At 39.6% G+C, this 13,127-nt stretch carries 15 protein-coding genes; 12 read left to right on the top strand and 3 right to left on the bottom strand.

Annotated elements, in window-relative coordinates:
* Window positions 1-129 precede the first annotated feature (129 nt).
* The 7 genes from ABD006_RS00585 to ABD006_RS00555 all read left to right on the top strand — a co-directional run bounded on the left by ABD006_RS00585 (window position 130) and on the right by ABD006_RS00555 (window position 4,606).
* Entirely contained in the window at window positions 130-735 is a 606-nt protein-coding gene (locus ABD006_RS00585) for an aminotransferase class III-fold pyridoxal phosphate-dependent enzyme (RefSeq protein ID WP_343836379.1), read from the top strand.
* The gene (locus ABD006_RS00580) at window positions 675-1,499 is read left to right on the top strand and encodes an aspartate aminotransferase family protein (protein WP_343837721.1); all 825 of its coding nucleotides are present in this window, start codon (window positions 675-677) and stop codon (window positions 1,497-1,499) included. Before ABD006_RS00585 ends, ABD006_RS00580 begins: the two co-directional genes overlap by 61 nt.
* A gap of 10 nt (window positions 1,500-1,509) precedes the next feature.
* The gene (locus ABD006_RS00575; protein WP_343836377.1) at window positions 1,510-2,370 is read left to right on the top strand and encodes a MurR/RpiR family transcriptional regulator; all 861 of its coding nucleotides are present in this window, start codon (window positions 1,510-1,512) and stop codon (window positions 2,368-2,370) included.
* A 5-nt stretch (window positions 2,371-2,375) separates the two neighbouring features.
* Window positions 2,376-2,561: a hypothetical protein gene (locus ABD006_RS00570; RefSeq protein ID WP_343837720.1), complete on the top strand. Its 186-nt coding sequence runs from the start codon at window positions 2,376-2,378 to the stop codon at window positions 2,559-2,561.
* Window positions 2,562-3,031: 470 nt separating this feature from the next.
* Entirely contained in the window at window positions 3,032-4,006 is a 975-nt protein-coding gene (gene uvsE, locus ABD006_RS00565; protein ID WP_343836375.1) for a UV DNA damage repair endonuclease UvsE, read from the top strand.
* A gap of 85 nt (window positions 4,007-4,091) precedes the next feature.
* A complete protein-coding gene (locus ABD006_RS00560) occupies window positions 4,092-4,277 on the top strand; it encodes a YfhD family protein (RefSeq protein WP_343836373.1) in 186 nt (61 codons plus the stop codon).
* 56 nt (window positions 4,278-4,333) lie between these two features.
* Window positions 4,334-4,606 carry a hypothetical protein gene (locus ABD006_RS00555; protein ID WP_343836371.1) on the top strand — a complete coding sequence of 91 codons (273 nt, stop codon included), beginning with the start codon at window positions 4,334-4,336 and terminating at the stop codon, window positions 4,604-4,606.
* Here ABD006_RS00555 and ABD006_RS00550 read toward each other — a convergent pair.
* From ABD006_RS00550 to ABD006_RS00540, 3 genes are all read right to left on the bottom strand, one after another.
* Entirely contained in the window at window positions 4,603-6,426 is a 1,824-nt protein-coding gene (locus ABD006_RS00550) for a vWA domain-containing protein (RefSeq protein ID WP_343836369.1), read from the bottom strand. The two genes, ABD006_RS00555 and ABD006_RS00550, sit on opposite strands and share 4 nt — an antisense overlap.
* A gap of 4 nt (window positions 6,427-6,430) precedes the next feature.
* Window positions 6,431-7,303: an AAA family ATPase gene (locus ABD006_RS00545; protein WP_343836366.1), complete on the bottom strand. Its 873-nt coding sequence runs from the start codon at window positions 7,301-7,303 to the stop codon at window positions 6,431-6,433.
* Window positions 7,304-7,605: 302 nt separating this feature from the next.
* Window positions 7,606-9,210 carry a catalase gene (locus ABD006_RS00540; RefSeq protein WP_343837719.1) on the bottom strand — a complete coding sequence of 535 codons (1,605 nt, stop codon included), beginning with the start codon at window positions 9,208-9,210 and terminating at the stop codon, window positions 7,606-7,608.
* Window positions 9,211-9,398: 188 nt separating this feature from the next.
* On the opposite strand from ABD006_RS00540, the gene ABD006_RS00535 reads away from it, so the two are divergent.
* From ABD006_RS00535 to ABD006_RS00515, 5 genes are all read left to right on the top strand, one after another.
* Complete coding sequence (locus tag ABD006_RS00535) at window positions 9,399-9,824, top strand: Fur family transcriptional regulator (RefSeq protein WP_343836364.1); 426 nt, start codon at window positions 9,399-9,401, stop codon at window positions 9,822-9,824.
* A gap of 137 nt (window positions 9,825-9,961) precedes the next feature.
* Window positions 9,962-10,942: a metal ABC transporter solute-binding protein, Zn/Mn family gene (locus ABD006_RS00530; protein WP_343836362.1), complete on the top strand. Its 981-nt coding sequence runs from the start codon at window positions 9,962-9,964 to the stop codon at window positions 10,940-10,942.
* 130 nt (window positions 10,943-11,072) lie between these two features.
* A complete protein-coding gene (locus ABD006_RS00525; RefSeq protein WP_343836360.1) occupies window positions 11,073-11,705 on the top strand; it encodes a class I SAM-dependent DNA methyltransferase in 633 nt (210 codons plus the stop codon).
* 17 nt (window positions 11,706-11,722) lie between these two features.
* Complete coding sequence (locus ABD006_RS00520; protein ID WP_425542162.1) at window positions 11,723-12,184, top strand: S-ribosylhomocysteine lyase; 462 nt, start codon at window positions 11,723-11,725, stop codon at window positions 12,182-12,184.
* Window positions 12,185-12,196: 12 nt separating this feature from the next.
* Window positions 12,197-13,120, top strand: a complete 924-nt coding sequence (locus ABD006_RS00515; protein WP_343836356.1) for a PLP-dependent cysteine synthase family protein — start codon at window positions 12,197-12,199, stop codon at window positions 13,118-13,120.
* The last annotated feature ends 7 nt before the right edge of the window (window positions 13,121-13,127 follow it).

Raw genomic sequence — 13,127 nt, 5'->3', positions numbered from 1 at the left:
GGAGGTTTCACTTTTTAAATAATCATCTAATTTTTAATAAATTTTTCTTTTTGTGGTTTAAAATGAAATATATATTTCATATAATACAAAAACAGAAACATAAATTTCATTAAAAAGGAGAATGAAGAAGTGTTAAAACAAGAAGCTTCCTTTGACTCAGATTCCAATCGCAAGTCAAGAGAATTATATGCCCGGGCATGTGAGGTAATGCCAGGTGGTGTGACTGCGAACATTAAATATTTCGAACCACACCCGATTATGATGGAGAAGGGAAAAGGGAGCCGATTATATGATGCGGATGGTAACGAATATATTGACTACCTTCTATGTTATGGGGCACTGATTCACGGACATGGATATGAACCAGTAATGCAGGCCGTTTATGATCAATTAGAGAGCCAGGGAACAACGATTTTCGGTACACCGCACCAACTGGAAATAAAAATGGCGGAAAAATTGGTGGATCTGTATCCTGGTATTGAAATGGTCAGATATACAAACTCAGGCTTAGAAGCCACTCTTCTGGCTGTGCGGGCAGCAATGGCATACACAGGCAAGGAAAAAATTGCGAAATTTGAGGGGCATTATCATGGAGGATCCAATCAGTTTTTAGTAAGTGTTAATCCGGATATAGAGAAGTCTGGATCACAGAATGAACCAAAATCAATCCCTGAATCAACAGGGATGCCGGATATTTTGTTGAAAATACGATCATTTTACCGTTTAACGATTTAAAGGCTTCCGAACAGCTTTTACGTAAGCGTGCAAGTGAACTTTCTGCTGTTATTCTCGAACCTGTTCAGGGAGGATTTATTCCTGCAGATGAAGAATTTATACAGGGATTAAGAAAGGTGACAGAAGAGCTTGGAATCCTGTTAATTTTTGATGAAGTAAAAACCGGTTTTCGAACGTCCCTGGGCGGATGTCAGACAGTCTATGGTGTGAAGCCCGATTTGACGGCTTTGGGAAAGGTCCTTGGAGGAGGTTTTCCGGTTGGAGCTGTCGGCGGACGAGAAGATATCATGATGATCAGTGCTCCACATGGCGGCCGTGACATCCTGAGTGCCGGAAGTAAAGAGAAGGGAAAAGATGTTCTATTTCACAGTGGAACCTACAATGGTCATCCAACCGTATTAGCCGCAGGGCTTGCAACCATTGAAGCTTTAGAATCGGATCAGACCTTTGAAAAATTGGTGGAACGAACACAATATCTGCGCCACCAGTTAGAAACGGTTTATAAACGACACGGCGTAGAGATGCAAACCATTGGAATGGGGAGTATTTTTAATATTGTTCTAATCAATGAGCCTGTAAAAAATTATCGGGATTTACAAAAAGGAAATACATCCTTTCGAAAAATTATTGATCAGGAATTGCTAAAGAAAGGAGTTTACACAAAACCAATGAATCGTTATTCGATGTCGACCGTGCATACAGAAGAGGACATTGCAAGAACTGCAGAATTACATGAGGAAGTATTAAAGAAACTGAGGAGGTAGAAAACAAACAATGGGCAATGTTTATCAAACCATAGCAGAAAAAATCCCTAATATGAGTAAATCTCAAAAAAAGATTGGTGAATACATTCTAAGAAATCCCAATAATGTGCCCTTTTTAACTGTAGGTAAACTTGCTCAGATTACTTCGGTCAGTGAGGCAACGGTAGTCAGATTTGCAACCTTTATAGGGTATTCAGGTTTTCCGGAACTGCAGCAGGCCATGCAGGATTCCCTGCAAAAACAGCTTACAACAACCGAACGCTTACAAATGAGTTCTCAGGTATATGAAGGTGAGGATAAGTGGCTGTATAACATTTTTCAGGATGATATCTCCAATATACGTTCCACTATGGAAAACCTGGATAAGACACAGTTCCAGAAAGCTGTAAACCTCCTGCTGAGCGCAAATAATATTTATATTGTGGCCAGTCGCAGTGCGGTTTCACTTGGAGTCTTTCTTGAATATTATCTCCGCATTATGAGAAGCAATGTAGAATTTATTTCTTCAGCTGAGCTCATTTCCGAAAAATTTTATAATTGTAATGAAAATGATGTAGTGGTTGGCATCAGTTTTCCCCGTTATACCCAATCAACCTTAAAGATGTTTTCCTTTGCAGGGGAAAGAGGGGCGACTACCATCGCGATTACAGATAATCTGTTATCTCCGCTGGTCCCCATTGCGGATGTACCCTTAACCGCATCAAGCAGATTGCCGTCTTTTATTGATTCCTTTGTTGCCCCTTTAAGTTTAATGAACGCTTTGATTACACAAATGGGGAACTCCAGAAATGTGGATATAAAACAAAAGCTTGAGGACCTTGAGAAGACATGGGATTACCTGGATATCTTTCATAAAAAGGGGGAGGAGTGAACTTGATGAAGGAGGATAGGTTAAACAAATACCATTGCTGTGCAACGTGTATTCACTTTCTGGCTGGCAAAGAAGATGGACAGGTAGTAACGAAATGCAAACGGCTGGGATATTATACTAAATCAAATTATCAATTTAACTGCTGGGAACCAAAGCCACGAATTCGGCAGATTTTAGAAAATAAAAATTAGAGCGTCTTTACTGGCGAGGATTTTGACAATTCCAAAACCGCTTGTCAAGACGAATCAGATGTTTATTCTGGTTCTGGTGATTCTGGCATTACAATTTCATCCTCTAATTATGGTGTTGCCTCCATATTGGGTCTGGGATATCCTGATCAGAACTTAAAACCAAAAAAGATGCTTCCACGAGAATCAGTTGTATATTATGAATCAATGTAAAAGACATGCGCCCATGCATGTCTTTTTTATACGAAAATCGGAGGCGACCGTTTAGGCGCGACGGCATAAGCAGAATTTCAGGAGTGGCCGTATTTTGGCCATGGAAGGAATTCTGCTTATGTCCGCTTGGGCCTGGGAGCCGGAGTTGGACAGAGAAAAGCGAAAGCGGGGGCAAGTGTTTAGTGCAACGTATAAGACTCTTTGTTCTCTGATAAAAATGATGCGATTACATAGGCTAAGTGTAAAAACTGAGGGATATAATGACAAATACATTATTTCGTCTTGGATATGTAGCTATGAGTGTTCACCTGAAAAATAGTTCTCCGTCCCAAACGATGACCTACAAACGCTATTCACAATTTGATGATGAGGAGGCTGCGGTCCATAAATTGGAAAGCGTCGCCCAATCCAATGTACAAAACTGTCTTCGTCTGCTTAAGCATAACAAAGCAAATGATATTCATTTCTTTCGTCTCAGTTCCAGACTGGTACCTCTGGCAACTCATGAAGCTTTAAAGGGATGGGATTACATCAAGCCCGTGAAAAAAGACTTAGAAGATTTGGGAGATTTTGCCGATCGAAACCAAATGCGGATTGATTTTCACCCTGACCATTTCGTAGTGCTCAATACCCCCAGAAAAGAGGTTTTAAAGACCTCTTTTCTCACACTCGACTATCATTATAAACTGTTAACCAATATGAACGTGAGTCCCAGACATCGGTGTGTATTACATCTGGGTGGAAAATATGAAAGTAAAGAGGACTCTCTGGAGCGTTTTATAACAAATTGGTCCTATGTACCTGAACGTATACAGGAAATGATTATGCTGGAAAATGATGATAAAACCTATCATATACACGATGTTTTATATGCTTGTGAAAAATTAAATATACCAGCTGTGTTTGATCTTCATCACCATCTTGCTAACCATGAACAGGAAAACTGGATTAAGGAGTGGGATCGAATTTTAAATACGTGGAACGCCTCTCCGCATGCAGTGAAAATGCATATTTCCAGTCCAAAAAGTAAAAAGCAGTTTCGCGCCCATGCAGATACAGTTGATTCTGATATGTTTTTACAATTTGCCAAAGAAGTCAATGGAAGCACAGGTCAAATTGACTGTATGATTGAGGCCAAAAAAAAGGACGAGGCTTTATTTCAATTAGTTAAAGATTTAAAATCAAATCCTGAAGTAGAAATGGTCGATGAAGCTTCATTTTATTTGAAAGCTTAGCAGAAAGTGGAATCATACTTGATCACAACAAATGGGAAGCTAAAAGTGAACCACGTGTTCATTAAATCGGGAAAGGAGCATGACAATGGGACGAGGACAAAGCCAAAAACCAAGAGATAAGAACAAACAAAAACTGCCTCAAACCCCCCGCAGGGATATTGCTTCTGACGGCCTGGACATTGAATTTTCTCAGGAACTGGCTGACCATGATGATCTTGAAGCACAGCAGCGCTCCAATGCAGCGGATAGAAGAGCGAAAGAGAGAAAATAAAACACACTATAAGGGGAATCTTTATGATTCCCCTTTATGAGAAGGAAGGGTTGGATATGGAAACCTATCAAGGACAATTAATTAAGGGTGAATTTTCCATTCGGGAAAATGAGTTTATTATAAAGGAAATTAAACATCTCGAAACTCAATCCATATTGCAGTCGTCACAGATTGAGGCATTGCATGAATATTTAATTAAACAAATAAAGGGTGATGAATCCTGTGTAATTACCGTGAATGATCAAATGCCTGTAAGATTGAGCAGGGAGGAAGCAGAGGTCCTCCTGCAGGATCTGGATAAACTAATCCATCGAATGCATATTCATTAATTTCCTGATTTCATAATTAATTTTTTCAGAATTCCTGCAAACTGGGCAGGCATTTCATTTAAATTGTCAATCATAAGATAATGCTGATTATACATGGATTCCATGATTTTTTCCTGCTGTTCATCCTGTTGGTCCATTTGAACGCCAATGGTTCGGACATTTTTCTTATTCAGCTGCTGGATCGCTTCTTTTGTATCCATTATTCCGTTTTGAAAGTAATTAAATGCTGCCGGCTTTCCATCTGTTAATACAAAAAGAAATTTATTTTGCTCGTTTTGTTTTGACAGCTTGTGCCCGGCATATCTAATCGCAAATCCATCCCGGTTATCCTCTTCAGGCTGAAGCTGCATAATATGAGGACCGGAAGTTTTTTGCAAGCTGTTTTGGAAGGGAACCACTTCATGAAAGTAATTAGGCTGATATTCATCATCGCTGTCCAGACCATCCTCCCAGAATCCCATAACAGAATGGGAGATGTTCATCTGTTTTAACGTTTCATGGAAGAGGACAATCGTTTCCTTCGTTTTGTTCATTTTATTCATCATGGATGAGGAGCAGTCTACTAAGAGGGAGAACGTGCAATCAAATGTCATGTCTTCATCCTTTTTAACAAACATTTTAGGATTTTCTTCAGTTAAAAAGCGAACCAATTTTTTATCCAGCTTTCCATAATGTAAACGCCTGTAGTTATGTTCCTTCTTCCGGTCAAGAATATCTGTAAGCAGCTTTACCAGCTTTTTCTTTTCTAAGGCTACTTTTTGTCTTAGCATCTCATAATCGTTCAGGTCCTGCTCTGTGAAAGGTTCTATATCTTTTTCAATGGCCACAGCATAACGATTTGCTTTTCCTTTGTTAAATTCCTCTTTATCCTCTTCATCCTCCAATTGCTGATTGGAGGCCTCTGAGTGATCATTTAAATCAGCCTGCTGAGATTGGCCTTGAACACTTGCCATTACCTGATCTGTAGACTCACTTTCTCTCGGTGTTTTTGTGAATTTTGTATCCTGATGCTCTCCATCTACATCATCAAATTGAAGGAAGGTTTCCTTGGTTTCTTTTTTACGTTTTCTGCTCCACGTAGGGAATAGTTCATCGATAGACTCATCTTCTTCATCCTCTTTTATATCCCTACTGAGGATTTTTGGTAAGGTAAAATAGGCGTTAATCATGTCCGTGCTTACATATTCCTCTGTCATTTCGTAAATATTCCACGCTAAACCAATAACTTCTTCTGTATTCCTGCAATCAAAAATACGAAACAATCTTTCTTTTATCTTTGCCATTGTCGCATCCGGAATAGTTAAGATGGATTCCTCAAATACATCCATGCCTTTGAAGATGGCTAACGTTAAATAACAGAACAAAGTATCCGAATCAAACCCTCGATTACGATTTACTTTTAATTGATCCTGAAAGAACCCGGCATATTGTTCTCTGCGGAAGGAGAATGATCTTCCTGTACCAGGCCGCAATGAGCGTATTTTTTCCTCAAGTCGTATATCTTCTAAAAAAGCTGTCAGTTGTTTAACATAAGCAGGGAGTCGGCTTCTTTGATTTTGATTTAAAAATTGAATAAAAGCCTGACGATCACTAAAATGATAATTTCCGAGAGCGCGCAGGTAAATATCACTTTTTTCGCCCAAATGTCTCTTGGTTGTACGATTCTCCCAAAAGCTGCTAATCGTCACTTTAGGAGCATGGATATCCAGAAAGGAAACCTGATTATATTGAATATCGACATCCTTTTTCATAAAGGAAATAGCTAAATCCTTCAACTGCATAAACATGAAATAATTCGTTTCTTTTTCAATAAAGCTCATGAAATCATTCCTTAAAATAGGTTTCAGCTAAATTTAGAACAAAATGCTTTTCCCGTTCATCTTCTAATTTTTCGGCAATCGCATGTTCAATAGCGGTCAATGGAGTTAAATAAACAGATAAATCGCATGCATCCAACAGTGCCCTGGTTGAGGCGGCATCCTCGGAAATTTTTCCTTTTTTTGTTTCATTAATTAATTCCTCTGAGAGCTTCACCATATAGTCGATGGTCTGTTCATCTTCCAAGGCCGTTTGTTCCTTAATAACCTCTTTTAAAGGTTCGCCCGTTAAGTAAGAAACCTGGAAGATGACGAATCGGTTCTTTAAAGCTTCATTTAGAGGAGTGGTGCCGACATACCCTTCATTAATAGCAGCGATAACTCTGAAATCTTTATGGGCAGTAATCACCTCATTGGTAAAGGGATTTGTTATCGTTTTCCGGTAATCCAGCACACCATTTAAGATGGGGAGGGTTTCCGGCCTGGCCATATTAATTTCATCTATATACAACGTATGGCCGTTTTTCATCGCCTGAATAACGGGTCCTTCGACAAATTCGATGATGGATTCTCCGTTTTTCTCGTTTATGGTTTTAAAGCCTAATAAACTTTCTGCATCTAAATCTACAGAGCAATTAATGCTGTGCATAGGCTTATGGTATAGCGATGACAGGGATTCTGCCAATTTCGTTTTTCCGGTTCCGGTAGGTCCTTTCAGAAGTATATTTTTACCTAAATAAAAAGCGATAGCTGTCTTACGAACAAGATCCTCCGTTTCCATATATCCACCTGTGGTATTTAGGTGTTCATAATCATGATTCTGCTTCTGCTGATTTTGTTGAATATAATTGTTAATCTCTTTTGGTAAATCTAAATTCATGTTTATGCTCCTTTATTATTCTATAAATCAAGTACGGTACCATTGTATGTCTTTTGCAGGAAAGAGTAAATCAATTGATACATGGGTGGGGAATGATGGAACAAATCCGGCAGCTGTTATGTAAAACCCATGCATGGTTCTGCATGGGTAAGTGTGTTTTCTGGCTTCGCTGCTTGTCTCTGCCAGCTACGGCTCCCAGGCCCAAGCGGACATAAGCAGAATCCGCTCCATGGCCAAAATCCGGCCACTCCGGAGATTCTGCTTATGCCGTCGGGCCTAAACGGTCTCCTTCGCTTTTCTTGTTAATAAGGTCTGGAGTTGTGGCTGTTTTTCTCTGCTTGTTTAGGGGCTTGCTCTGCATCTTCTGCTCCCAGTGGATTTTGACTTGAGCTACCGTCTTTCTTCATTTTCTTAGCTTCTTCCAGGCCATCACGTAATCGGCGTCCATATTCGTCATCAGCTTCTTCAGCTAAGGCAATCATCTTGTCCTGAATTCGCTGGTCACACTCAGACAGGTCACCAACCATATTTTTGATTAACTCGTCCTTTTCCCAATCCTCAAACCAGCGATAGGTTTCTCCTGCCTGTTTGGTTACTTCCTTTCGATCAATCGGTTCTCGTACCAATTTTCCTTGTACTTCCGGTTTGTATTCCTTTCCGACCTGTTCCGTTTCTTTTAAGCCACTAAATGTGGAAGGCTCATAATTAATGTGTGGATTATGATTCGGTCCCTTATCACTTTCATACCGCAGCTGACCACCTTCCTGGTTGGTTGCTACCCGCTTTTTGGCTCTGTTAATTGGTAACTGTAAATAGTTCGCCCCTACCCGGTAACGCTGGGTATCCGAATAGGAAAAAGTGCGGCCCTGCAGCATTTTATCATCGGAGAAATCAAGGCCGTCAACGAGGACCCCTGTTCCAAAGGCAGCCTGTTCCACTTCTTCAAAGAAATTTTCCGGATTTTTATTAAGAACCATTTTTCCGACAGGCAGCCAAGGAAATTGATCTTCAGGCCAGATTTTTGTATCATCCAGTGGATCAAAATCCAGTTCAGGATGTTCATCATCGCTCATGATTTGCACATACAGTTCCCATTCAGGGTAGTTGCCCTGTTCAATGGCATCATATAAATCCTGTGTTGCGTGGTTAAAATTTTTCCCCTGTATTTTCTCTGCTTCTTCTACAGTCAGATTTTTAATTCCCTGTTTGGGCTCCCAATGATATTTCACTAACACTGCTTCACCATCTTTATTGACCCATTTATACGTGTTTACTCCAGAGCCCTGCATTTGACGGTAGTTGGCAGGGATTCCCCATGGGGAGTAAACAAAGGTCACCATATGGAAGCTTTCAGGAGAATTGGAGCAGAAGTCAAAGAAACGCTGACTATCCTGTATATTTGTAACGGGATCAGGTCTAAAGGCATGAATCATATCAGGAAATTTCATCGCATCACGAATAAAAAAGATTTTTAAGTTATTTCCTACTAAGTCCCAATTCCCATCCTCTGTATAAAATTTAACCGCAAATCCTCTTGGATCACGGACCGTTTCAGGAGAATGTCTGCCGTGAACAACCGTGGAAAAACGGACAAAAACAGGGGTTTGCTTTCCTTTCTCCTGAAATACTTTTGCCCGGGTATATTTGCTGACGGGCTCATCTCCAACGGTACCGTAGGATTCAAAATAGCCATGAGCACCTGCCCCACGAGCATGCACAATCCGTTCCGGGACTTTCTCCCGATCAAAATGACTGATTTTTTCTATAAAATCGTAGTTTTCCAAAGTTGCAGGACCACGGTTACCGACGGTCCGAATATCCTGATTATTGGTAACCGGATGGCCCTGTCTGGTGGTTAGAGAATCATCCTTTTCAATGTTGGTTTGATTGTTTTGGTTTTTATCCATGTTATCCATTTGTTTATCGCCTCTTTCCTTAAAAAATTCATTCATCATTTGATATCCTTCCATATCCTGTTTTAATTCATGTAAGGATATTGTACAGATTTCTTACCATGAAACTTCGCGAACCAATGGAATGTACATAGAATGAATAATCCATTATAATAATAAAAAAGTATTTCATCGAAAAAGGGATGAGACTATTGAATGCCAACCAGGCGATTGGAATATTAAAGGAAAATGGCTATAAACAAACGAAACAACGTGAGAAGCTGATACAAATATTTGAAGCAAGACAAAAGGATCAATATTTTCCAGTTAAAGATATTTTAGAGGAATTTCAGGATGAATTTCCAGGAGCAAGTTATAATACTGTTTATCGGAACTTATATACGCTTGAAGATCTGGATATTCTGGAATCAACAAGTTTAAATGGGGAACAGCTTTTCCGTTTACATTGTGATACAGATGGACATCATCATCACTTTATTTGTACAAAGTGCGGGCGGACAAAGCCAGTTGAAATTTGTGCTATTGAACAGGTCAATTCGTTGCTGCCAGGTTATGTAATCGAAAACCATAAGTTTGAAGTGTATGGAACATGTCCAGAATGTAAGTGAACAGGGGATTATACCCCTGTTTCTCTATTAGGAAAAAAGTTTATCATATCTTCTCCTAAATCGTAATCTTTACATTTACAAATAGTAACGATTACGATATAATTTTGTAAGGTTATCAACGGAGAGGAGAAACATTCATGAGGCATTTTGTACGTTATTTCATCATTCTTGTCCTATTTATCCCTGTTATTACCGCCTGTACTCAGGATGAAAACCAAGCAATTAAAAAACATACGGATAAAATTTCGATTTATACAACCTTATATCCAATTGAGGACTTTACCAGAAAAATTGGCGGGGAATACGTTGAGGTGACCAATCTATTGTCAGATGGTATGGATCCTCATACCTATGAACCGACATCGAAAACAATTGTAGATATTGCAGAAAGCGATTTGTTTATGTACAGTGGAGCTGGTTTAGAAGCCTATGCAGAGAAAATATCGAAGGCCGTTGAGTCTGAAGAAGTATTGATTGTAGAGGCAGCAAAAGGCGTTGATACAGTTCATCATGGTCATGGAAAAGAAGTGACTGTTTCGAAGCCTGTTCATGAGAATGAGGAAGAAGACAGTCATCATAATCATCAGCATGGAGATAAGGACCCTCATGTATGGCTGGACCCTCTGCGTTCAATCGATATAGCGGAGACTATTAAAGAATCACTTATCTCGCTAAAACCAGAACATAAAAAGTTTTTTCAGCAAAATTTTCAGGAACTGAAGGCAAACCTTGAGGCTTTGGATTCCAAATTCCATGATGTTATTCATCATGCAGACCGGAAGCAGTTTGTTGTTTCCCATGCTGCTTACGGGTACTGGGAAGAAGCCTATGGAATTAAGCAAATTGGTATTTCTGGTATGAACCAGAACAGTGAGCTATCCCAAAAGGAATTAACCAATATTATCAATGAAGTGAAAGAAAAACAAATCGACTATTTACTTTTTGAAAATACGTCTGTATCCAATATTGCTCAATTAATTAAAGATGAGGTAGGGGCAACGGTTCTTCCCATTCATAATCTGTCCGTACGTACCCGGGAAGAGATTCAGAATCAGGACGATTACTTCAGCCTGATGAGAAAAAACCTGGAGTCTTTATCTACAGCTCTAAATGATTAAAAAGCCTGACTTCGTGTCAGGCTTTTTATTTCTATAGCCCAATTCATGAAATTTCTATGTTATAATAAACATTGATAAGCTTAATTCATACTATACCCATAGGAATTATAAATTATAGTGGGGTGACAACATGGGGAGAGAATTTGTTGAACTGTTTAATGAATGGTCAGACTCTTACGATGACACAGTCAAAGGGTTGGACATTGAGTACAGGCAGGTGTTTGAAAATTACAACCATATATTAGAAATGGTTGCTGACAGTGTAACGGGTACGGTAATGGAGTTTGGAACAGGAACAGGTAACTTAACGGAAAAGTTAATCAATCGTCAATGCAGAGTCATTGGTATTGAGCCGTCCCCTTTAATGAGAAAAAAAGCTGAGGAAAAAGTAACAGGAGCTACCATTATTGATGGAGATTTTCTCAATTTTCCCATAGAAGAACCCATCGATGCTTTTGTTAGCACGTATGCCTTCCATCATTTAACAGAGCTGGAAAAAGAGCAGGCCATTAAGAAATACAAACATATACTGCCAGACGGCGGCAAGGTTGTGTTTGCAGATACAATTTTTTTAACCGAGAACGAAAAATCTGATATGATAGAAAAGGCGGAACAGGATCATTTTTATAATCTGGCTGACGATTTAAAAACAGAGTATTATACAACCCTTCCACAAATAAAAAAGATGTTTGAACAGAATGATTTTAGCATCAGGTTCACTCAGCTTAATGATTTTGTCTGGGTTTTAGAAGCAAAAAAATAAAAAAGGAGCGATAAATGATGAGTAAAATGAACGTTGAAAGCTTTAATCTGGACCATACGAAAGTAAAGGCACCTTATGTACGTTTGGCAGGTAAGACAGAAGGAACAAATGGCGATACAATTTATAAATATGACATTCGCTTTAAACAGCCAAATCAGGAGCATATGGATATGCCTGCTCTCCATTCACTGGAACATATGATGGCTGAATTCAGTCGTAATCATCATGACCAGGTAGTTGATGTAGGTCCTATGGGCTGTCAAACCGGTTTTTATCTGGCTCTTTTAAATGATGAGGATTACGATCATGTATTAGATCTGCTTGAAAAAACACTGAATGATGTATTAGAAGCAACAGAAGTACCTGCTTGTAATGAAGTCCAATGCGGCTGGGCTGCCAGTCATAGTCTTGAAGGTGCTAAGGAGCTTGCCCGTACCATGCTTGATAAGAAAAATGAATGGTCAGAAGTATTTGCATAGGTGGGAGTCAAAATGGAGTATGTACGTAATGTCCAGGAACTTATTGGGGAAACACCTTTAATTGAAATCCATCAGTATGATATACCTGAAGGCGTTCGAATTTTTGCCAAACTGGAATACTTTAATCCCGGCGGAAGTATTAAGGATCGTTTAGGTAAGAAATTACTTGAAGAAGCCTTGCAAAGTGGAGAGCTCCAAAAAGACGGGACGATTATTGAACCTACCGCCGGAAATACAGGAATAGGTCTTGCTTTAGCTGCTATTGGCAGGGGGATACGTGTCCTGTTCGTTGTACCGGAACAATTCAGTATGGAAAAACAGGAATTAATGAAGGCCCTTGGTGCTGAAATCATTCATACACCCACTGAACAAGGAATGAAAGGTGCTATTCATAAAACAGAGGAGCTTCTTAGAAAGATTCCCGGCTCATACTCCCCCAGACAGTTTTCAAATTACAATAATCCCAAAGCCTATTATGACACACTGGGTCCGGAAATTGTTCGGCAATTAGACGGAAAAGCAGATGTTTTTGTAGCCGGTGGAGGCACTGGTGGCACATTTATGGGAACTGCGCAATATCTGAAAGAGAAAAATGAAAAGATAAAAACGGTCATTGTTGAACCAGAGGGCTCCATTCTTAATGGTGGTGAGGCAGGTTCCCATGATACAGAAGGAATAGGGATGGAATTTATTCCTGATTATATGGAAACCCATTATTTTGATGCTATTCATACCATCCCTGATACTCAGGCATTTAACAGAGTTAAGGAGCTTTCGTCAAAAACGGGATTGCTTGTCGGCAGTTCTTCAGGGGCTGCATTTCAGGCCGCTTTGAATGAGGCTGAACAGGCCGTTCCTGGTACAAACATTGTGACAGTTTTTCCTGATAGTAGTGAACGCTACTTAAGTAAGGGAATCTATCAATATAACAGTTAGGGGAGGG

This window comes from Salinibacillus aidingensis (assembly GCF_039522525.1).
GTDB lineage: Bacteria > Bacillota > Bacilli > Bacillales > Alkalibacillaceae > Salinibacillus > Salinibacillus aidingensis.
Note: the sequence above shows the minus strand (reverse complement) of the source record. Positions and strands in the feature narration are given on the sequence as shown.